At 66.2% G+C, this 20,801-nt stretch carries 17 protein-coding genes; 11 read left to right on the forward strand and 6 right to left on the reverse strand.

The genetic code is table 11. From position 1 onward, the window contains the following. The first annotated feature begins 82 nt into the window (after positions 1-82). Positions 83-850, forward strand: a complete 768-nt coding sequence (locus tag GA566_RS10335) for a DeoR/GlpR family DNA-binding transcription regulator (RefSeq protein WP_202126683.1) — start codon at positions 83-85, stop codon at positions 848-850. A 169-nt stretch (positions 851-1,019) separates the two neighbouring features. Here GA566_RS10335 and purU read toward each other — a convergent pair whose 3' ends face one another. Both purU and GA566_RS10345 read right to left on the reverse strand, forming a co-directional pair. Next, positions 1,020-1,886 carry a formyltetrahydrofolate deformylase gene (gene purU / locus GA566_RS10340; RefSeq protein WP_137928557.1) on the reverse strand — a complete coding sequence of 289 codons (867 nt, stop codon included), beginning with the start codon at positions 1,884-1,886 and terminating at the stop codon, positions 1,020-1,022. A 62-nt stretch (positions 1,887-1,948) separates the two neighbouring features. Continuing rightward, a complete protein-coding gene (locus GA566_RS10345; protein WP_160472694.1) occupies positions 1,949-2,791 on the reverse strand; it encodes an NUDIX hydrolase family protein in 843 nt (280 codons plus the stop codon). 33 nt (positions 2,792-2,824) lie between these two features. Here GA566_RS10345 and glpK point away from each other — a divergent pair, with 33 nt between their 5' ends. The 3 genes from glpK (at position 2,825) to GA566_RS10360 (ending at position 6,445) form a co-directional block, all read left to right on the forward strand. Then, the gene (gene glpK / locus GA566_RS10350) at positions 2,825-4,357 is read left to right on the forward strand and encodes a glycerol kinase GlpK (RefSeq protein ID WP_370459284.1); all 1,533 of its coding nucleotides are present in this window, start codon (positions 2,825-2,827) and stop codon (positions 4,355-4,357) included. Positions 4,358-4,371: 14 nt separating this feature from the next. Then, positions 4,372-5,976, forward strand: a complete 1,605-nt coding sequence (locus GA566_RS10355; protein WP_160472696.1) for a glycerol-3-phosphate dehydrogenase/oxidase — start codon at positions 4,372-4,374, stop codon at positions 5,974-5,976. Positions 5,977-6,061: 85 nt separating this feature from the next. Continuing rightward, positions 6,062-6,445 carry a hypothetical protein gene (locus tag GA566_RS10360; RefSeq protein WP_137928561.1) on the forward strand — a complete coding sequence of 128 codons (384 nt, stop codon included), beginning with the start codon at positions 6,062-6,064 and terminating at the stop codon, positions 6,443-6,445. Between the two features lie 103 nt (positions 6,446-6,548). Here the strand turns inward: GA566_RS10360 and GA566_RS10365 are convergent, their stop codons facing one another. Further along, entirely contained in the window at positions 6,549-6,770 is a 222-nt protein-coding gene (locus GA566_RS10365) for a hypothetical protein (protein WP_137928562.1), read from the reverse strand. A gap of 128 nt (positions 6,771-6,898) precedes the next feature. Then, the gene (locus tag GA566_RS10370; RefSeq protein ID WP_137928563.1) at positions 6,899-7,102 is read right to left on the reverse strand and encodes a hypothetical protein; all 204 of its coding nucleotides are present in this window, start codon (positions 7,100-7,102) and stop codon (positions 6,899-6,901) included. Between the two features lie 430 nt (positions 7,103-7,532). Between GA566_RS10370 and GA566_RS10375 the strand changes: the two genes are divergently transcribed. The 4 genes from GA566_RS10375 to GA566_RS10390 all read left to right on the forward strand — a co-directional run bounded on the left by GA566_RS10375 (position 7,533) and on the right by GA566_RS10390 (position 11,984). Then, positions 7,533-7,997, forward strand: a complete 465-nt coding sequence (locus tag GA566_RS10375; protein WP_370459285.1) for a YfiR family protein — start codon at positions 7,533-7,535, stop codon at positions 7,995-7,997. Then, entirely contained in the window at positions 7,994-9,271 is a 1,278-nt protein-coding gene (locus tag GA566_RS10380) for a diguanylate cyclase domain-containing protein (protein ID WP_160472698.1), read from the forward strand. Before GA566_RS10375 ends, GA566_RS10380 begins: the two co-directional genes overlap by 4 nt. A 5-nt stretch (positions 9,272-9,276) precedes the next feature. Further along, positions 9,277-9,786: an OmpA family protein gene (locus GA566_RS10385; RefSeq protein ID WP_137928589.1), complete on the forward strand. Its 510-nt coding sequence runs from the start codon at positions 9,277-9,279 to the stop codon at positions 9,784-9,786. Positions 9,787-10,064: 278 nt separating this feature from the next. Further along, positions 10,065-11,984: a bifunctional diguanylate cyclase/phosphodiesterase gene (locus GA566_RS10390; RefSeq protein WP_160472699.1), complete on the forward strand. Its 1,920-nt coding sequence runs from the start codon at positions 10,065-10,067 to the stop codon at positions 11,982-11,984. Between the two features lie 6 nt (positions 11,985-11,990). Here the strand turns inward: GA566_RS10390 and GA566_RS10395 are convergent, their stop codons facing one another. Both GA566_RS10395 and GA566_RS10400 read right to left on the reverse strand, forming a co-directional pair. Next, a complete protein-coding gene (locus GA566_RS10395; RefSeq protein WP_137928587.1) occupies positions 11,991-12,266 on the reverse strand; it encodes a hypothetical protein in 276 nt (91 codons plus the stop codon). 70 nt (positions 12,267-12,336) lie between these two features. Then, positions 12,337-13,197, reverse strand: coding sequence for a D-amino acid aminotransferase (locus GA566_RS10400; protein WP_137928586.1), 861 nt, complete (start codon positions 13,195-13,197; stop codon positions 12,337-12,339). A gap of 304 nt (positions 13,198-13,501) precedes the next feature. On the opposite strand from GA566_RS10400, the gene bcsB reads away from it, so the two are divergent. The 3 genes from bcsB to GA566_RS10415 are packed head-to-tail and all read left to right on the forward strand — an operon-like array spanning position 13,502 to position 20,791. Then, on the forward strand, positions 13,502-15,841 hold the full coding sequence (gene bcsB, locus GA566_RS10405) for a cellulose biosynthesis cyclic di-GMP-binding regulatory protein BcsB (protein ID WP_370459286.1): 2,340 nt from the start codon (positions 13,502-13,504) through the stop codon (positions 15,839-15,841). Then, positions 15,831-17,015 (forward strand): cellulose synthase complex periplasmic endoglucanase BcsZ, encoded by a 1,185-nt coding sequence (gene bcsZ / locus GA566_RS10410; RefSeq protein WP_171020506.1) that lies wholly within the window; start codon positions 15,831-15,833, stop codon positions 17,013-17,015. Before bcsB ends, bcsZ begins: the two co-directional genes overlap by 11 nt. Continuing rightward, positions 16,997-20,791 carry a cellulose synthase subunit BcsC-related outer membrane protein gene (locus GA566_RS10415; protein ID WP_160472700.1) on the forward strand — a complete coding sequence of 1,265 codons (3,795 nt, stop codon included), beginning with the start codon at positions 16,997-16,999 and terminating at the stop codon, positions 20,789-20,791. The genes bcsZ and GA566_RS10415 overlap by 19 nt, the downstream gene beginning before the upstream one ends. Positions 20,792-20,801 lie beyond the last annotated feature (10 nt).

Genomic DNA, 20,801 nt, shown 5'->3' on the forward strand with positions numbered 1-20,801 from the left:
TCGTTTTAGTGCATAAACGAACATAAAACAATACTGCAGCGCATCATTTGTTTTCGTTTCTGTTTGAACTAGAATGCCCGGCATGACGCTGAATCCACGCCAGACCGCCCTTCTAGAGGAAGTCCGCAGCCAGGGCTTTGCCTCGATCGACGAGCTTGCCCGCAAGTTCGGGGTGACATTGCAGACCGTGAGGCGCGATGTCAATTTGCTGGCGGAGAACGGCATGCTGGCCCGCTTTCATGGCGGCGTGCGCATGGACGGTTCGACCACCGAGAACATCGCCTATCCGCAGCGGCAGGTGCTCAATGCCGAGGGCAAGGTGCGCATCGCGCGCGCCGTGGCGGCGGCAGTGCCGGAAGGCTGCTCGCTGATCCTGAACATCGGCACCACGGTGGAAGAGGTGGCGCGCGCGCTGATCCACCATCGCGGGCTGCGTGTCATCACCAATAACCTGCATGTGGCCAATATCCTGGCCGATAACCCCGATTGCGAAGTCATCGTCGCCGGCGGCGTGCTGCGTTCGCGGGACCGCGGCATCATCGGCGAGGCCACGGTGGAGTTCATCCGGCAATTCAAGGTGGATATCGGACTGATCGGCATCTCGGGCATCGAGGCCGACGGGACGCTGCGCGATTACGATTTCCGCGAGGTCAAGGTGGCGCGCGCCATCATGGAACATTCGCGCGAAGTCTGGCTGGCCGCGGATGCTAGCAAGTTCGGCCGCCAGGCCATGGTGGAACTGGCGCCTGTGTCGAGAATCGGCCGGCTGTTCACGGACGAGCCACTACGCGCGCCGTTCGACGCGATGCTGGCGGATAGTGGAGTGGGATGTGTGGTGGCGGGGGAGTGAATTTATCCCGCACTGGTCTTTCTCCCCTCTCCCGTTGGCGGGAGAGGGGTGGGGGAGAGGGTCGGCGGTGCAAATTGCGTTGCATCGGCAAGCAGAGCCTCCTGCCCTCTCCCCCAACCCCTCTCCCGCTTGCGGGAGAGGGGAGCAAAACATAGGGACAGGTGAGGTCTTACTTGAACACCACCGTCTTATGCCCATTGAGCAAAATCCGGTGTTCCGCATGCCATTTCACCGCGCGGGCCAGGGCCACGCATTCCACGTCGCGGCCGACGGCGGTCAGTTGCTCGGGGTCCATGCTGTGATCCACGCGCTCGATTTCCTGCTCGATGATCGGGCCTTCGTCCAGATCGGCGGTCACGTAGTGAGCCGTGGCGCCGATCAGCTTCACGCCGCGGTCATGGGCCTGGTAATAAGGCTTGGCACCCTTGAAGCTCGGCAGGAACGAGTGGTGGATATTGATCGCGCGGCCTTCGAGCTTGCGGCACAGGTCGTCGGACAGCACCTGCATGTAACGGGCCAGCACCACAAGGTCGATGTTCTGCTCGCGCACCACGTCGAACACGCGCGCTTCCTGCGCGGACTTCTGTTCGGCCGAGGCGTTCATCAGCGGCAGGTGGAAGAACGGCACGTCGTACGATGCGGCCAGTTGATAGAAATCGCGATGGTTCGAGACGATGGCCGCGATCTCCACCGGCAGGCCACCCACCTTGGCGCGGAACAGCAGGTCGTTCAGGCAATGGCCGATCTTCGACACCATGATCATCACGCGCGGCTTGATCGTGGCGTCGAACACATCCCACTGCATGCCGAACTGGTCGCCCACCGGCGCGAAAGCTGCGCGCAGTTCGTTCAGGCCAGGGCCACCGGGCGCGGCGCTGAAATGCACGCGCATGAAGAAGCGGCCCGTGAACGCGTCGCCGTACTGGTCGGAATCGACGATGTTGCAGCCATTCTGGAACAGCAGGCCCGATACGGCATGCACGATGCCCGGTTGGTCAGGGCAGGAAAGGGTGAGGATAAATCCAGTGGCGCTCATCTTGGAACAATCGGGCTGAAGACATTCGAGGTTATGCAGGCCGGGACCGCAAGGCGTGGAGATCAGGGCTGGATGGCCGCCCAGCCGCGTCGGCAAAGGGCATCCAGCGTCACCAGCGTGGCATCTACGGTCATGGCGCGGGCCGCCATGATATCAAGCAATGCCGCAGGACCGATATGCCGGTGCTCGGCTACCTCGCCGTCGCGGTTGTGCGGCACGAAGTCCGCCGGCAGCAGCAGGTCGTATGCGTACACCCGCTCCCACTGCACGCCTTCGGGGATTTCACGCAGGACATCGATCACGCCGTGGGCCTCGGCCAGGCTGGCCAGCGCGGGCGGAATGCCCGATTCCTCGTCGCATTCGCGAACCAGCGTTTCAAGCGGATCGCTGCCAGCCGGCACGCCACCGGCCACAAGGTTGTCCCACATGCCGGGGTCCACGGACTTGGACGGGCTGCGGCGCGAGATCCACAGCGCGGGCGTTGCCCCCTCGACAATGCCGTTCATGTGCGAGGCAAACGTCAGCAGGCCCAGGAACCGCGCCGCCGCACGTTCGATGACCGCGAACGGCTTCGCATCGAGCGCCGGGGTCACGGCAAACAGTTCATTGCGCCAGCCGCGTACGTGGCCGGCATCGGCCAGCTTGCGTGCGAGAGCGGCCAGCACGGCGTTGCGAGATGCGGCATCGATACAGCCCGGCAGCAGCGCCACGGCGCCCTGCTCTTCCGGCCCGATGACATCGCCCATCCCCGTGAGTATCTCCGCATGGCGGCGCGGCAACCAACCCACGTGGGCATCAACGACCATCAGCCGCAGATGCGCGGCGGGATCGAACGGGCTGCGCGCGGCAATGCCTGCGCGGATGTGGCTGACGACATTGGTATCGCGGAAAGCAGATTCGGACATAGGTACTCAATTCAACCATTGCGGATGGATCGCATGACATCGACACTCGCTGCGCAGCCGCGCTATGTACTCGCTCTGGATCAGGGCACCAGCAGTTCGCGCGCCATCCTGTTCGATCACGCGGGCAATGTGGTGCGGATCGCCCAGCGCGAATTCCGGCAATATTATCCGCATCCCGGACACGTCGAGCACGACCCCTACGAAATCTGGCAATCGCAACTGGCCGTGGCGCACGAGGTTCTGGCCGATGCCAATGTCAGTGGCTCGCAGCTCGTGGGCATCGGCATCACGAACCAGCGCGAGACCAGCGTGCTGTGGGACCGCAAGACCGGCGAGCCCGTGGGCCGCGCACTGGTCTGGCAGGACCGCCGCACTGCCTCGATGTGCGAGCACCTGCAGGCCGCTGGCCATGGCGACACCTTCCAGCAGAAGACCGGCCTGATCATCGACGCTTATTTCTCGGGCACCAAGCTGCGCTGGATGCTGGATCACTACGACGGCGCCCGCGCCCGTGCCGAGCGTGGCGAACTCGCTTTTGGCACCGTGGATAGCTGGCTGATCTGGCAACTGACCGATGGCGCGCGGCATGTGACCGATGTGTCCAACGCCTCGCGCACGCTGCTGTTCAATATCCACGATTTCCGCTGGGACGACGAACTGCTCGGCATCCTCGACATCCCCCGCAGTCTCCTGCCCGAAGTGGCGCCCTCCAGCGGCGAAGTGGCGCGCACGTCGGCGCGACTGTTCGGCGTGGAAGTTCCGATCGCCGGCATCGCTGGCGACCAGCAGGCCGCCACGTTCGGGCAAGCCTGCCTCTACCCAGGCATGGCCAAGAACACCTATGGCACGGGCTGCTTCATCCTGATGAATACAGGCAACAGCCCGGTTACGTCGCAGAACCGGCTGATCACCACTATCGGCTGGCAGATCGGACAGGACACGCAGTATTGCCTCGAAGGCGGCGTGTTCATGGGCGGCGCCACGATCCAGTGGCTGCGCGATGGACTCAAGCTGATCCACAGTGCACCCGAGGTCGACCCGCTGGCGCGCCAGTGCGCGGACACGGGCGGCGTGGTGCTGGTGCCGGCCTTTGCCGGACTCGGCGCGCCGCATTGGGACCCGTTCGCGCGCGGCACGCTGGTCGGCATCACGCGTGGCACGGGTGGCCCGCATATCGCCCGCGCCGCGCTCGAATCCATTGCGCTGCAAAGCGTGGATGTGCTCGACGCCATGCAGAAGGACGCCGGGATCTCGCTGGCGGAGTTACGCGTGGATGGCGGCGCGTCACGCAGTGACCTGCTGATGCAGATGCAGGCCGATCTGCTCGGTACCGCCGTGGTGCGCCCGCGCGTCACGGAAACCACGGCGCTGGGCGCCGCCTATCTGGCCGGACTCGCTACCGGATACTGGACCAGCCCCGAGGAAATCACGCATCAATGGCAGGTGGAGCAGCGTTTCGAGCCGAAGCTGTCGGCAGACGAACGCGGCCACCGCATCGCGCGCTGGCATCGCGCCGTGGACCGAGCCCGTGACTGGGCGCGCGACGACGATTCCACCGCACATTAAACAGACAAGCCCCCATGTCAATCACCGTACCTCCGGTCCAGCCGCCCTCTCGCGGCGAACTGCTCAACACGCTGTCGCGCGAGGCGCGCTGGGATGTCATCGTCATTGGCGGCGGCGCCACGGGCCTGGGCACTGCAGTCGACGCCGCGGCGCGCGGCTATCGCACCCTGCTGCTCGAAGCGGCCGACTTTGCCAAGGGCACGTCGAGCAAGGCCACCAAGCTTGTGCATGGCGGCGTGCGCTACCTCGCCCAGGGCAATATCGGGCTGGTGCGCGAAGCCTTGCACGAACGCGGCCTGCTGGCGCGCAATGCGCCGCATGTGGTCTGGCCGCTCGGCTTCGTGGTGCCGGCCTACCAGATGTTCGACCAGCCGTTCTACGGCATCGGCCTGAAGGTCTACGACATGCTGGCCGGCGGGCTGAACCTTTCGGGCAGCCGCTGGCTGAACCACCGCGAGACGCTCGAAGCCGCCCCTACCCTGGCCGAACATGTGGGCGGACGACCGCTGCGCGGCGGCAATCTCTATTTCGACGGCCAGTTCGACGATGCGCGGCTGGCCATGGCGCTGATGCGCACGCTGTTCGACGTAGGGGGTACGGCCGTCAACTACATGCGCGTGACCGGCCTGACCCAGTCGAACGGCGTGGTCACGGGCGTCACGGCACAGGACGCGCTCGGCGATGCCACGTTCACGCTGCGCGCCGACTGCGTGATCAACGCCACGGGTGTGTGGGTAGACGCGGTGCGGCAGATGGAAGACAGCCAGGCACGCACGATGGTGGCACCCAGCCAGGGCGTGCACCTGACCATTCCACGCAGCTTCCTGCCCGGCGACCGCGCCATCCTGATCCCGAAAACCGACGATGGCCGCGTGCTGTTCCTCGTCCCCTGGAACGGCCATGTGATCGTGGGCACCACCGATACGCCGCGCAAGGATCTGCCGCTGGAGCCCCGTGCCGCCAGCGACGATATCGACTTCATCCTGGAGACAGCGGCGCGCTATCTTGCCCGCGATCCGAGCCGTGCCGACGTGACCAGTGTCTGGGCCGGCTTGCGGCCTCTGGTCAAAGCCACCGGCGAAGCATCCACCGCATCGCTGTCGCGCGAGCACACCATCCTGGTCTCGAAAGCCGGCCTGATCACCGTGACCGGCGGCAAGTGGACCACCTACCGCAAGATGGCAGAGGACGTGATGGACACGGCCATCCAACGCCAGCTGGTGCGCGCCGCACCGTGCCGGACGGCCGACCTGCCGCTGCACGGCGCCGCAGGCGTGCCGGAGAACCTGCCGCCCGCGCAGAGCGGATCGCCCGACCGCTACTACGGCGCCGACCTGCCGCTGGTGCAGGCGCTGCCCGGCGCGGACACCATCATCGTGCCGGCCTCGGGCCTGACCGAGGCGCACGTCCGCTTTGCCGCGCGGCACGAACTCGCGCGCCGTGTGGAAGATGTGCTGGGCCGCCGCAACCGCGCGCTGTTCCTCGACGCCCGGGCCGCCCTGGCCGGGGCGCCGCGCGTGGCGGAGATCCTGGCCGAGGAACTGGGGCACGATGCCGCCTGGCAGACGCAGGAGCTGGAGGATTTCGGGGCGCTGGCCCGGGGATACATGCTGGATTGACGGGAATCGAAGCGGCGGGTGCGGCGATCGACCCACGCGGCAGGACTTCGGCGATAATGCCGCCTATTGCATCACGGAGAACACCATGGACGAGATTGACGATCTGTCCGATCTGCCGATGCCCCGGTTCATCTGGGGCTTCGCTGTTATCGCCGACAAGGCCGGGAATGTGTCGCACGACGAGTTCGAGTACCTGACCCACACCCGCAGCCCGCGCTTCACGTGCCGCGTGGTGGAACTCGAGGACATGCCTGCCGAAGGCGACGACACTGCCATCGACGGTCGCGTCGTGCACTACGACGAGCCCGAACGCCTGTTCTACATCACCGACGCAGGCATGGCACTGGTCAACTTCCAGCTGTTCGACAAACTGCCCGAAAAGGGCAAGCTCAAGAATATCTGCGACGAAGCCATCGCCAACTGGATGCTGCGCCGCGAATTCCTCGACGACGAGGAAGACGAGGACTGAATCGCCAGACTCTGGGCAGACCCTCGCCGGAGGGTTCGCCAGAAACGAAAAACGCACTCTTCGGAGTGCGTTTTTTCATGGGTTGTCCTACTTCTTTCCCAACCTACCCCTTCACCTCGATCAGCCCCGACGCCACGCGCTCGATCTCGCAATAGACAGGCATGGCGTCCATCGGCCCGGTGCAACCCACGCCTGCTGCCTGGGTGGCACTGGCGCCCGGTGGCAGGAACACGAACGCCATGCCGGGCTGGAAACCGGGATGGCGCCGCAGGCTGTCGTTAAGGATGTCGAGATACTGCGTACGCGAGAAGACCTGCTTTGCCATGAAGGTGTCTCCGGAGGAATCGGCAGGAAATCCTAGCATGGCGGCATGCGCCGCTGTCACCGCATCGTGGGATTCCCGATGTGAAGCAAAGGATGGGAAAGGCGTGAAGGACAGGGGCGGGCCCGCCTTCAGTGGTCCTCGGCCATCGCCTTGAGTTCCGCGTCGCCGGCCACGCGCGCGGCGTCGGACGTCGTGAAGGTCTCGTCCGAGACAATGCTGCGCCGGATCTGCTGCGCACTGAAATCCACCAGTGAGATGATCCATACGTAGCGCCCAGCCTGCGGCGCGGTCTGCACGAAAGCTTTGAGTTGCGGTCTGGATTCGGTCGCCATGGCGTGCCTCCGGTTCGATTGCTTCAGGACTTCAGGACAAGCGGGAGTGGCAAAAACTCTAGCACAGCGTCCACCGCTCGCACTAGGGCATTTGGACCGGTGCGGGCGCAGGCTTTTGTGGCTACAGTTTTTGCAAACCAAGCCGACACTTCCATGGAGTTATCCACACGCCCGATTTCCAGTACTGCCCGTACTCCCCGGATTGTCAGACATCACGCCAGCCGCTCCATTGCCGCGCCCTGCGTTTCACCTGCTCGCCGCGCGTCATCTTCTGCACCGCCTTGCCCGCCCGGCCCTGCCGGCGCTGCTGGCGGTGGTGATCGCATTGCCTTGCGCCAAACCCGCAGTGGCGTCATCGCCGCCTGCTTCAGCAGCGTCAGCGCCCGCCCCATCGCTTGCTGCGCCCGCTCCCACCTCTTCCGGATCGGCCTTGCCTGCCGGCCCCTCGCGGCCCGAAGCCGTGGCGCGCGTGGTGATGAGTCTGCTCAGTTATGCGCGCTGGCCGGAAGAGCGCGAAACGGTGAAATTGTGCGTGGATACGGGCGCACGCTACGCCGCCAAGCTGATGGAAGGCGGCACGCTATCGACGGGCCGGCTCGTGGAATCCCGGCGCGTGGACATGCTCGCAGATGCCCTCATTCCCGGGTGCGACGCCCTCTACATCGGCGTCATGGACGAAGCCCGCCGCCGCAAGCTCACCTCCGCATTCGTAGGCAAACCCGTGCTGGTGATCGCAGAAGAGGATTTCGAGTGTGAAGGCGGCAGCATGTTCTGCCTGAGCATCCGGGACAGCCAGGTGTCGTTCCGGATCAATCTCGACGCCATCGCGCGCAGCGGCATCCACGTTCATCCGGGGGTACTGCAACTGGGACGCCGCAAGGCGGCAGCGCCATGAACCTGCCCGGCCGCCGCCCCTCGTCCGCGCCCCCGCCCGCCCGGCCCACGCTGTACGGCGCGCTGCGGCGCATCCACCTGAGCGTGGCACTGATCGCGGTCCTCATGGCTGGCATCTCCCTGACATTGCTTGGCATGACCGCGCTGCGCGCCTATGCCGATCACAACCTGCGGCTCGTGGCGCGTTCCATCGCCTATACGGTGGAAGCCCCGGTCGTGTTTGGCGACCAGGCCGCTGCCGCCGATGCGCTGTCGGTCATCGCCTCCACCGAGGACGTGGCCACCGTGGCGGTCTACGACGGCGACCGCCAGTTGCTGGCCACATGGCGGCGGCCCGGCCAGGACCGCTTTCCGGCGTTGCGCCAGATTGCCGGGGAACTGCTGACCTCCGGCCCTGCCGAGCAACCGATCATCCATGAGTCCCAGCAGGTAGGCACCGTGCGTGTGGTGGGCGACCCCATCGCCCTGCTCCACTTCCTGCTGCAAGGCACGCTGGGGCTGATTGCGTGCCTGCTGGTGACCGCCGTGGGCGCGCACTACATGTCCAGCCGGATGTTGGGCGACATCATCGATCCGTTGCGCAACCTGATGCGGGTGGCGCACGCGGTGCGGTCCGAACGGGCTTTCGGCCAGCGCATGCCGCCAGCGCGGATCGAGGAACTGAACGCGTTGTCCGAGGACTTCAATGTCCTGCTCGACGAACTGGAAGCCTGGCAAAAGCAGTTGCAGCGGGAGAACCGTTCGCTGGCGCACCGCGCCACCCACGACGGGCTGACAGGATTGCTCAACCGTGCCGCGTTTGCCGAAGCGCTCGATCAGGCGCTGCGCACCGCAGCCGCCCGCAACCAGTACGCCGCCGTGCTCTATCTAGACAGTGACGATTTCAAAGGCATCAACGATCGCCATGGCCACGCGGCAGGCGATGTCGTGCTGGTCGGCATTGCCGAGCGCATCCGGGGCTGCCTGCGTGAATCCGACACCGTGGGCCGGCTCGGCGGTGACGAGTTCGCCGTCCTGATCGAGGCATTGCGCCAGCCCGAGGATGCAATCCGCGCCGCCGAGGGCATCCTCGACGCGATGAACGTACCCATCGACCTGCCCGACGGCAACTCGGTCATGGCGCCGCTCAGTATCGGACTGGCTGTCTTCCCGGTGCATGCCCGCAATGGCGCGGCCCTGCTCCACGCCGCCGACGCCGCCATGTACGGCGCCAAGCGGGATTCGGGGGCCACCTGGCACGCTGCCGAGACCGCTCCGCCGCAACGGCAGGCCTGACGACCATGTCCGAGCTCACCCGCCGCGCACTGCTGATACAGACTACGGTCATCATGCTTGCGCTGGCCGGTTGCGCGACCAGCCCGCCCGAACCCGAACCGGTTGGCAAACTCACACCCGCCCAGGTCAGCGTCCTGAAAGACCAGGGATTTCAGTTGACGGACCACGGCTGGGAACTGGGGCGTACGAACAAGGTGCTGTTCAAGTTCGACGACGACGCTATTTCGCTGGACCAGACGGCCACGGTTATCCGGATCGGCCGGCGGCTCAGCGAAGCCGGCATCGACGTGCTGCACGTAGACGGCCACACCGACAACACCGGCTCCGACGCGTACAACCTGCGGCTCTCCATGCGCCGCGCCGAAGCGGTGGCCCGCGTGCTGGGCGCGTGCGGCTTCACGCGCGACCGCCTGGTGGTGCGCGGCCTGGGCAAGACGCGGCCCATTGCCGACAACGACACCAGCGCTGGCCGTGCAGAGAACCGCCGCGTGGCGATCATCGTCACCGTGGATTGATGCTGGGCTCGGCCGCTTCATTGTCCGCTCCTGAGTAAACCCTCTAATTCCGCCGATTTCACGGCGCGATCCGCCTCCATCAAGGCCCGTATGCCCGCACGACCCCGAAAGAGGGGTTGACCGCATTGTCATTTCTACAAAAGCGCGGGCAAACCCTGCCTCTGGCCATTGGATAGCCGCCTTACACTCCCGGGGTGCATGCAGAGGTACGACGATTGAGGGAGATCGCCGGGCGCGTGTACTCACGTATTTCCCATAAAAAGAGAAAGTCAGAAAGCATGCGTACCCAGGCGCTGGAACAGGCGATCAATGCCGTGGTCGCTGTCAACGCGCGCAACCAGGTCACCCTGTTGGCCGCCGCGGCAGAGGCGGTGGCGGCCCTGGCACGCGACGTCCCCTCGCACCACATCATGGCCGACCTGTGTCGCAGCGTGGAGCGCATGTCTCCCGGCGCTATTGCGGCCGTCATGCGCGTGGAGCATGGCCGGCTCAAGCTCGTGGCCATGCCCTCGGCCGATCCGGCCGCGCTGGCGCCATTCCGCGACCTGCCCATCGGGCTGGAATCGGGGTCCTGCGGTGCCGCCGCCTTTCTGGGCCAACCCGTGGCCGTCTACGACATTGCTGGGGATTCCCGTTGGGAGCCGCTGCGCGAAGCGGCGCTGGCCGCCGGACTCGCCGCTAGCTGGTCGACTCCGGTACGCGCCGCCGATGGCAGTGTGCTCGGCACTTTCGCACTGTGCTTTGCCGAGCCGCGCCTGCCCGACGCCTTCCACGAGAACCTGGTGGCCGTGGCCACCAATCTCTGCGCGCTGGCGCTGGCGCGCGACCATGCGCAGGACCGCATCCATCGCCTGGTCTCCTACGATGCGTTGACCGGCTTGCCCAACCGCCAGTTGCTGCTATCGCGCACCGACGACGCCGTGGCCCAGGCCAATGCCGGCGGCACGCCCCTGTCGATGCTGTTCATCGACCTGAACGATTTCAAGCATGTCAACGATGTGCAGGGCCACGGCGCGGGCGACCGATTCCTGACCGAAGTGGCTGCGCGGCTCCAACTCGTGGCACTGAACTGCCATGCCGACGCTGTCGCAGGCCGGCTCTCGGGCGATGAGTTCGCGATCCTGCTGCCCGACCACGCACAGGACCGCGCCCTTGCCGCCGCCCATGCGCTGCTCGACGCGCTGTCGGCACCGGTCGTGCTGACGCACGGCCATCGCCTGATACCGTCGGCCAGCATCGGCATCAGCGTGCTGGGCGGCCCGGGTGGCGATGGCGGCCGGGACCGCGCCACGCTGCTGCACCATGCGGACCTGGCCGTCTATCAGGCCAAGCGGCGCCGGCCACGGGAGCGCGGCAACCACGTGTGCGTCTATGACGCGTCGCTGGCGCGCCGGCTCGGTGACCGGCGTGCGCTCGAACTCGAACTGCGCGATGCCATCGCCGATGGCGCGCTGCGCATGCACTACCAGCCGCAGATCCATCTGGCTTCCGGCAACCTGTGGGCGGTGGAAGCCCTGGCGCGCTGGCCACATCCGCGACGGGGCGATGTGCCGCCTGCGGTCTTCGTACCGCTGGCCGAGGAGTCGGGCCTGATCGTGGAACTGGGCTACTGGGCCATCCGCGAGGCCTGCGCACAGCAGGCCCAATGGCGTCAGACAGGCACGGCCGTGCCGGCAATGTCGGTCAACCTGTCGCCGCTGTCGATCCGCGATCCCGGTCTCTCCGAAGTAGTGGCGCAGGCGCTGCAGGCCAACGGCCTCTCCCCGGGCGAGCTGACCATCGAGATTACGGAAAGCGTCTTCCTGGAACAGGCCGCCGAGGCGGAGACAGCCATCGCAACCATCGCCACGCTGCGGCGGCTTGGTGTGCGGCTGTCGATCGATGACTTCGGGACGGGGTTCTCCAGCCTGAGCCGGCTGACGCGCCTGCCAGTGGAAGAAATCAAGCTGGATCGCAGTTTCCTGCTTGACCTGGAAACCAGCGAGGCCACGCGGACGCTGGTGGAGGCGGTGATCCGCATCGGCCGGGCCCGCAATCTCAACGTGGTGGCAGAGGGCGTGACCAGCACCTTCCAGCGCCAGTTTCTGCTCGAACAAGGCTGCCACGTGGGACAGGGCTTCCTGTTCGCGCAGCCCCTGCCGGCTGCGGCTATCGCGGGCTGGCAGCCGCAGACGGCCTGGCCGGGACTGCCTGGCTGAGAACGCCTAGTTGCCGAACGGGTTCGGCACAGCGCTCGGAGGATCGTCACCGAGATCGAACTCGTCGCGTACATCGTCCACGACGGCGCGGATCGCCTGCTCGTAGCCGCGCGCATTGCCGAAGCGTCCCATGTCCCAGTTGCGGCCCCGCGCATCGCGTGCGTGCGGCACCGGATCGGGCACACGCACGCGCATGCCCTCGTCCGCGATCTCGTCGATCTGCTGAATGCGTCGGCTCACCTCTTCCTTGATGACCCGCCGGCTGCGCTCGCGCTTGGCCATGAGCCGCCTCCTATCGGTGGTTGGTCCGCGGCCATCCTAGCACGCGGCCATCCCCCAGGGCAGCAGGCGATCAGAGCGCCGCCTTGGCCGCCTGATATGCCGCATACAGGCGCTGGAACACCGGACCCGGCTTGGCCGCGCCGATGGTCTTGCCGTCGATGGTCACCACCGGCAGCAGTTCCTTGCTGGCCGACGAGATGATCACCTCGTCGGCGCCGAACACTTCGTCGCGCGCAATCCGGCGCGCCGTGAACGAGATGTCCATCGCGGCGCACAGTTCTTCCATCAGGCCGTAGCGGATACCTTCCAGGATCAGGTTGTCCTTCGGCGGCGCGGCCACGCGGCCCTGGCTGACCACCCACACATTGGAGGCCGATGCCTCGGTCAGATAGCCGTCGCGAAACTGGATGGCCTCGGTCACGCCAGCCTCGGCCGCCACCTGGGCCGCCAGCACATTGCCCAGCAGCGACGTGGACTTGATCTGGCAGTTGAGCCAGCGGCGGTCTTCCATCGTCACGCATGCCACGCCCTGCTGCACCGAGGCAGCCGGAGGCAGCACCATCGGATTGGTCATGATCAGCACGGTAGGCGTGACTTCCTTCGGGAAGGCATGCGCACGCTTGGCCACGCCACGCGTGACCTGCATGTAGATCATCTGGTCAGCCAGTCCGTTGGCATCGATCACCTTCTGGATCTGTGCGTGCCATTCCGATTCCGTATAGGGATTGGGAATGCCGATGCCATCCAGGCTGCGCGCCAGGCGCGCCAGATGTTGCGCCCCGCGAAACGGCTTGCCGTTGTAGATGGGAATGACCTCGTAAATGCCGTCGCCAAAGATGAAGCCCCGGTCGAGGACAGGAATGCGGGCTTCGGAGACGGGAAGCAGGTCCCCGTTCAGGAAGACGATGGGTTCGGCGGCAGCTTGGGACATGGCGATTTTCGAAGGCTCGGAAAGAGAAGGGTGTACCGGCATTCTTCCACACGCCCCTTCCTGCCCTTATGCAAAATCTGCATGCCGCGCTTCAGGAAATTGTCGAACTTACCGCACTCCGGCAATTTCGGCGCTTCAGAATTTAATTATTTAAATACCAACGCGGGTCTGAATTGAATCTTTCTTAATTCACTGCCTGCTGCCCGGAAAGCCTTGCTGCTGGCCGTTTTCCACGTGCTATATTCGCCACGCAGTACCTTCTCTCCGCAGTGAACTGCTGCGCAATCTTCACAGGGCGCCCCATATGAAGGAACTCCTGTCAGGCCTGCGACACGTCCGACTCCGCAGATTGCGACCGGCCCTGCTGTTGGCGCTGCTGCCTGCAACCTTTCCAGCGGGAGGCATTCCCGATGCGGCGGCACAGACCACCCGAACGCCCCCGCCCCCCACCGCAGTCAAACCTTCCACCCCGGCATCCGCCCCCGCCTCCGATGCCACTGCCCTGCCCCCGGGGCGCAGCCAGACCCTGACCTTCGCCCAGATGGGCGCCAACTACACGATCCCGCTGCGCGGGCTGGACCCGGACCGCACCGTCAATGTCGGCGTACGTCTGGACGAAGTGGTGACCGCCGCCAAGCTGAAGCTCGTCTTCACGTATTCGCCCTCGCTGATCTATCCGCTCTCACACCTGAAGGTGCGGCTCAACGACGAAGTCGTGGCCACGATTCCGCTAGACAAGGAGCACGCGGGCCAGCAGATTTCGCGTGAGATCGATCTGGATCCCCGCTTCTTCACGGACTTCAATCGCATCAACGTGCAGATGATCGCGCACTACACGCTCGATCATTGCGAGGACCCGTACCATTCGAGCCTGTGGACCGACATCAGCCCCACCAGCTCGCTGACGCTGACCAAGGCCGGCATCACGCTGCCCGACAGCCTGGCGCTGCTGCCCGCGCCGTTTTTCGACCGGCGTGACAATCGCCGCGTGACCGTGCCGTTCATGCTGCCCGCCGGTGCCGATCCCGCAACACTGCGCGCCGCTGGCGTGGTGGCGTCGTGGCTGGGCGCGTTGGCCAGCTATCGCGAACTGCGCTTCCCCGTGGCACGCACCGCGCCAGCCGATACCAACGCGATTGCGCTGGTACTGCCCAATGCCCAGCCCGATGGCATCCGCATCGAGAAGATCGAAGGCCCGTCGGTCAGCGTGATGCCGAATCCGGCCGATCCGTCGCGCAAACTGCTCGTGCTGGCCGGCCGCACGCCGCAGGAGCTTGAAATCGCCGCCAACGCCGTGGTGCTTGGCAAGGCTGGCATGGCAGGCCCGCGCGCCGCCGTGCAGTCGGTGGACCTCGGCAAGCCACGCCGCCCGTATGACGCGCCCGCCTGGGCACCGGTGGATCGTCCGGTCATGTTCAAGGAACTGGTGACCGATCCGCAGCAGTTGCAGGTATCGGGCGCCACACCCGACGCCATCCGCGTGAACCTGCGCGTGCCGGCCGACCTATTCGGCTGGAACGACCGTGCCGTGCCGCTGAGCATGAAGTATCGCTACACCGCGCCGTCCACGTACAACGACTCGGTACTCAGCATCGACGTCAACGACCAGCTCGTGCGCTCGTACCGGCTCAAGCCGCTGACGGTGCAGACCGACGAGAACGTGGTAGCCGTGCCGCTGCTGTCCGGCGGCAGCGCCACGGTCAGCAACTCGATCCTGATCCCCGCGTTCCGTGTGGGCAGCAACAACCAGATGCAGTTCCGGTTCCATATCGATTCGCAAAAGACCGGGCTGTGCTCGTCCACCGCCGCCAACGTGGCGCGTGCGGCGGTGGACCCCGATTCGTCGATCGATTTCAGCGGCTTCCTGCACTACGCGGCGATGCCGAACCTCGCCTTCTTCGCCAACAGCGGCTATCCGTTCACGCGCATGGCGGACCTCTCGGACACCGCCATCGTGATGCCCGATGCGCCCACCGCCACCGATCAGGAAGCGCTGCTGACCGTGCTCGGCCATATGGGCAAGTGGACCGGCCTGCCGTCGCTGCGCGTGACCGTGGTGCCGGCCAAGTCGATCGAATCGGTCAAGGATCGCAATCTGGTGGTGATCGGCACGGGCAGCGCCGCGCAGGTGCTGCAGGGCTGGGGCAAGTCCCTGCCGTTGCTGATCGAACGCGGCAAGACCGAGATCACGCTGCGCGACCAGCGCACCCATGCATGGTCGAACTGGCTCAGCGGGATCGAGGAAGAGAACATCTCGCCGGCGGGCCGCGCGATCCTGACCGCCGATGGCCCGATGGCGGCGCTGATCGGCTTTGAATCGCCATTTGCGGAACAGCGCAGCGTGGTGGCCATCACCGCATCGAGCGACGAACGCGTGCGAGACGTGCTCGATGTGCTGGAAGATCCCGGCAAGGTCTCGCAGATCCGTGGCGACCTGACCGTGATCCGGCAGCGCGAGCTGGAGGGGCTGCGGCTGGGCGACACCTACTACGTCGGCAACCTGCCCTGGTATGCGCGGCTCTGGATGAAGATGTCGGCGCATCCGGCGCTGCTTGCCGTGGCCGGCATCCTGGCCGGGCTGCTCGTGGCACTGACGCTGTTCTGGGCGCTGGGCCGGCTCGCGGCGCGGCGCAATGGTGGCTGACGTGCCAAGGGCGAAGGGCTGGCTGCGACGGATGGCTGCGGGCTGCCTGCTGGCCTGCGCGCTGGGTGGCGTCGCGCCCGGCTTCGCCGCCACCTGCCCTTGGCCCGACTACGAAGCCTTCCGCCGCACCACGATCAGCCCGGATGGCCGCGTGATCGACGCCAGCACGCCGCAGCAGGCCACGGTGTCCGAAGGACAGGCTTACGGCCTGTTCTTTGCGCTGGCCGCCAATGACCGCGCCACCTTCGACAAGCTGCTGACCTGGACCGAGAACAACCTCGCCCAGGGCGATCTCGTGGCACATCTGCCCGCGTGGATCTGGGGCAAGCACACCGAAGGCGATCAAATCGGCAAGTGGGGCGTGCTCGATGCCAACCCCGCCTCCGATGCCGACCTGTGGATCGCCTACACGCTGCTGGAAGCGGGCCGGCTCTGGAAGGAGCGCCGCTACACGGCACTGGGCACGCTGATGGCCCGCCGCGTGATGCGCGAGGAAACGGCGGTCCTGCCTGGCCTGGGCCGCACGCTGTTGCCGGGGCCCGTGGGTTTCCATCCCTCGCCCGATCTCTGGCGGCTCAATCCCAGCTATGTGCCGATGCCCGTCATGCGGCGCCTGGCCGCAGCACTGCCCGAGGAAAGCGGCTGGCAGGCACTGGTGGAGACCTCGGCCAAACTCATCGTCGATACCGCGCCGAAGGGCTTCTCGCCGGACTGGGTCGGTTATCAGAAGGGGCGCGGCTTCGTGCCCGATACGCAGACGCTGGCCAACGGCTCGTACAACGCGATCCGCGTCTATCTCTGGATCGGCATGATGGCCCCGCGCGACCCGCTGCGCACCACGGCGCTGCAGGCATTCCGTCCGATGGCCGACTACGTGGCCACGCATGGCCACCCGCCCGAGCACGTCGATACGCAAGCGGGCACGTTCGGCCCGAACGCTGGCAACGGCGGATTCTCCGCAGCCGTGGCGCCCTACCTCGCCGCGCTGGGGCAGGACGGCGTGGCTGCCAAGCAGGTAAGCCGCGCCCGCACGCTGGCCGCGCAGGAGCCATTCGGTTACTACAGCCAGGTGCTGGCGCTGTTCGGGCTTGGCTATCTGGAAGAACATTTCCGCTTCGAAGCGGACGGCACGCTGGTGCCGGCCTGGGATGCCACATGCCCCGCCACGCGTTAGCCCCTGCGCTGGCGCTGCTGCTGGCCAGTCCCGCCCTTCCCGGCCTCGCTGCCAATGCAGCGCCAGCATCCGCAGCCGCACCGTCCGCGCAGATGGTGCAACTGTTGTCGGCCGCCCGGATGTGGGAGGCCAAGAATCGCGCCGACATGGCGCGCGGCATTCTGGAAAAAGCGCTCGTCATCGATCCCAGGCAGCCCGAGGCCCTGAAACTGATGGGGCTGATCGAGATCCGCTCGAACCGCCCCGCCGAAGCGGACAAGTATCTCAAGGCACTACAGGCCGCCGCGCCGGGCAGCGCCGCCGCGCTCGAACTGGAAGACGCCTGCCGCATCGCCACGCGTGACAAGCGCGAGATGGCCACCACACGGCTCGCGGCGCGCACCGGCAAGGACGACGAAGCCGTGGCACGCCTGCGCAAGCTGTTTCCGCGCGGCGCGCCCGATGGCGATCTGGCGCGCGACTACTACCGCATCCTGTCGAGCACTGCAGCAGGCCGCAACGAGGCGATCTCGGAACTGCGGCGCCGCACCCGCGAGCATCCCGATGACAACTACCTGCAACTGGCGCTGGCAGACCTGCTGACCGACCGTGAAGCCACGCGGCAGGAAGGTCTCGGCATTCTCTATCGCATGACGCAACGGCCCGACGGCGACCGCACCACGGCACTGGACCTGTGGCGCCGTACGCTCAATCGCGTCAACGACGACCCCAACTACTACGTCTGGTTCGAGCGGTACGTGAAAGAAGCGCCCGATGACAAGTCCGCGCAGGAAACGCTGGCCGCGCTGGGCAAACGCGCGACCGCCCGGCAAAAGGTGGAAGCAGACCCGGCCTATCAGGCGCGGCAGCGCGGCCTGAACCAGCTCGAACGCGGCAACACGCGTGACGCCGACATCGCGCTGCAAAAGGCGTATCAGAAGCGCCGTAACGATGCCGAGGTCGTGGGCGGTCTCGGACTCGTGCGGTTGCGCGAAGGTCGTCACGACGAAGCACGCGAACTGTTCACGCGCGCGCAGCAGCTCGATCCCAGCAACAAGTGGCGCGGTCTGATTGCCACGGCCACGTTCTGGGGCACGGTCGCCCGTGCGCGCGAGGCCAACCAACAAGGTAAGCCCGCCGAAGCCGAAGCACTGGCGCGTCAGGCCCTCGCCCAGCAACCCAACAACGAGAACGCCGAGGCCGTGCTGGCCGATGCGCTCGTCGCGCAGAACAAGGACGCGGAAGCCGAGGCGCTGTTGCGCAAGATGCTGGCGCGGCCCAAACCGGAAGTCGGCACGCTGCGCACGCTGGCCGAGTTGCTGCAGAAGGAAGGCCGCGACGATGAAGTGGGCCCGCTGATCGCCAGCCAGGAAGCGCGCATGCGCGGTTCGGCCAGCGACCTGCGCGCGATGCGTGCGGACCTGCTCTCCACCCGCGCGGACCGCCTGCTCGCGCAACAAAAGCGCAGCCCCGCCATCCACAATCTCGAAGACGCTATCCGTCTGCAGCCCGATGCGCCGTGGACGCGCTTCACGCTCGCACGCGTCTATCGCGATCTTGGGCTGCCCGCACTCGGCCGCAGCGTAATGGACGATGGCATGCGAACCGCGCCGAACAGCGAGATGCGCTATGCCACCGCGCTGTATCTGAACAGCGTCGATGACATCGACGCCGCTGCAACCATCCTCGCTGCCGTGCCGCAGGCCGACCGCTCCGAAGGCATGCGCAATCTCGGCCACAACCTTGCGGCCCAGCAGATGCTGCGCGATGCGCGCCAGCGCGTGGCCGAAGGGCGCGATGCGGAGGCGCGGCAATTGCTGGAACAGGCTGCCGTGGAAGCGAAGGACGACGGCCACATGCTGGCGTCGATTGGCCGCGAATGGATTGCATTGGGCGAAGCCGACAAGGGACTCGCACTGGTCAGCGACTGGCTTGCCGCACATCCCGGCGATCCGCACATCGACATCCGCCTGCGCTATGGCGAACTGCTTGCCGCAGCCGATCGCGACGATGCCCTGCGCCAATGGATCGCGGAGACCAACGCCCTGCCCGGCATCACGCCCGAAGAACGTCGCGACGTGGCCGACCAGTCCCTGCGCCTGGCGCTGCGCGAGACAGACCGGCAGATCGATGCTGGCGACTTGAAACAGGCACAGCGCACGCTCGACGCCGTGCCCGCCGCGCAGCAGACCGACCGGCGCTGGCTGCTGACACTGGCCGATCTGCGCGAAGCCGATGGCGACTACAAGGGCGCCGCCGATGCCGCGCGTCAGGTGCTGGCCACGCAGCCGCACGACGCTGGCGCGCAACTCACCCTCGCGCGCCAGTACGAGCGACGCGGCGACACCACGCAGGCGCTCGACATCGTGCGCACCGTGCTGGCCGAAACACCCGAGGACGATATCGATACACGCCTGTCGGTAGCGCGCCGCTTCACCGCGATGCGCCACGAGGACGAAGCCACTGAAGTCGTGGATGCCCTCGACGCACGTTTTCCGAATAGCGCCGACATCACGGTGCAGCGCGGACGCATCGCCCAGTCTCGCGGCGACTTCAACGACGCCGCGCAGATCTATCGCTCGGCGCTGGGCCTGGAGCAACGCGAGAGCGTCACGCCCGGCCGCGATGGCACGCCCGCACAACGCGCGCTTGCCGGGCTGGAGGCGCGCCGACAGGGCGAAGTGTCCACAGCGGTGATGCAGTCGAACAAGTCCGGCGACGATGGCATCTCCAAGCTCCATGCCACCGAGATCCCGCTCTATGTGCGGATTCCGAACGGCTACGCGGGCCACGCCTTTTTTCATGCCGATACCGTGCTGCTCGATGCCGGCACATTGCGCGGCGCCAGCAGCATCCGCAACCTCGAATTCGGCAAAATTCCCGCGCTGGGCAATGCTGGGCTCGGCAATATCGGCGAAAACGACAAAGGTGTGGCGCTGGCCGCTGGCTACGAGTACGACGGTGCCTACAACAGTTGGCGCGCCGATATCGGCACCACGCCGCTGGGCTTTCTCGAATCCACCGTGGTAGGTGGCTTCCGCTATCGCGCGGACCTGGGTGCGCAAGCCGTGACCGTCGATATCTCGCGGCGCGCGCAGACCAGTTCCCTGATCTCGTACGCGGGCGCGCGTGACCCGGTGACGGGCGAGACATGGGGCGGCATCGTGCGCAATGGCGTACACGTGCGGTACGCGCGCGACGTGGGCCGCGTCGGCCTGTTTGCCGACGTCGGTTACGGCCTCTACACTGGTGACAACGTGAAAACCAATCGCGAAGTCACAGTGCGCACGGGCTTCGATGTGCCGGTCTACACGCAGCGCGACCAGCACGTGACAAGCGGCCTGGTCGTCAACTACTGGCACTACTCGGAGAACCAGCGCTTCTACACGTTCGGCCACGGCGGCTACTACAGCCCGCAGCGCTATGTGTCGTTCGGCATTCCGCTGGACTGGACAGGCCGCTACGCCAAGTGGTCGTGGCGCTTCATCGGCTCGGCGGGGTGGTCCTTCACGTACGAGGACGAAGCGCCATTCTTCCCGACGCGCCCGGACCTGCAGGCACTCAGCGGCGACGCAAAGTATGGCGGCGGATCGGGCGGTGGATTCAGCTACACGCTCGGCGCCACGGTGGAATACACGTTCGCGCCGCACTGGGTGGTGGGCGCGGGATTTTCGATCGACCGCTCGCGCGACTACGCGCCGAACCGCGCCATGGCGTGGCTACGCTACCTGTTCGACAAGCGGCAGATGCCGGTGCCCTTCCCGCCCACGCCGGTCCGCCCCTACTCGGCCTATTGAGATAACGAGC

The organism is Cupriavidus sp. SW-Y-13 (assembly GCF_009793345.1).
Taxonomy (GTDB): Bacteria; Pseudomonadota; Gammaproteobacteria; order Burkholderiales; family Burkholderiaceae; genus Cupriavidus.

Coding starts and splice junctions, on each gene's coding strand:
- GA566_RS10335 (WP_202126683.1), top strand. CDS start 83: ATGACGCTGAATCCACGCCAGACCGCCCTTCTAGAGGAAGTCCGCAGC.
- purU (WP_137928557.1), bottom strand. CDS start 1,886: ATGAGCGCCACTGGATTTATCCTCACCCTTTCCTGCCCTGACCAACCG.
- GA566_RS10345 (WP_160472694.1), bottom strand. CDS start 2,791: ATGTCCGAATCTGCTTTCCGCGATACCAATGTCGTCAGCCACATCCGC.
- glpK (WP_370459284.1), top strand. CDS start 2,825: ATGACATCGACACTCGCTGCGCAGCCGCGCTATGTACTCGCTCTGGAT.
- GA566_RS10355 (WP_160472696.1), top strand. CDS start 4,372: ATGTCAATCACCGTACCTCCGGTCCAGCCGCCCTCTCGCGGCGAACTG.
- GA566_RS10360 (WP_137928561.1), top strand. CDS start 6,062: ATGGACGAGATTGACGATCTGTCCGATCTGCCGATGCCCCGGTTCATC.
- GA566_RS10365 (WP_137928562.1), bottom strand. CDS start 6,770: ATGGCAAAGCAGGTCTTCTCGCGTACGCAGTATCTCGACATCCTTAAC.
- GA566_RS10370 (WP_137928563.1), bottom strand. CDS start 7,102: ATGGCGACCGAATCCAGACCGCAACTCAAAGCTTTCGTGCAGACCGCG.
- GA566_RS10380 (WP_160472698.1), top strand. CDS start 7,994: ATGAACCTGCCCGGCCGCCGCCCCTCGTCCGCGCCCCCGCCCGCCCGG.
- GA566_RS10385 (WP_137928589.1), top strand. CDS start 9,277: ATGTCCGAGCTCACCCGCCGCGCACTGCTGATACAGACTACGGTCATC.
- GA566_RS10390 (WP_160472699.1), top strand. CDS start 10,065: ATGCGTACCCAGGCGCTGGAACAGGCGATCAATGCCGTGGTCGCTGTC.
- GA566_RS10395 (WP_137928587.1), bottom strand. CDS start 12,266: ATGGCCAAGCGCGAGCGCAGCCGGCGGGTCATCAAGGAAGAGGTGAGC.
- GA566_RS10400 (WP_137928586.1), bottom strand. CDS start 13,197: ATGTCCCAAGCTGCCGCCGAACCCATCGTCTTCCTGAACGGGGACCTG.
- bcsB (WP_370459286.1), top strand. CDS start 13,502: ATGAAGGAACTCCTGTCAGGCCTGCGACACGTCCGACTCCGCAGATTG.
- bcsZ (WP_171020506.1), top strand. CDS start 15,831: ATGGTGGCTGACGTGCCAAGGGCGAAGGGCTGGCTGCGACGGATGGCT.
- GA566_RS10415 (WP_160472700.1), top strand. CDS start 16,997: ATGCCCCGCCACGCGTTAGCCCCTGCGCTGGCGCTGCTGCTGGCCAGT.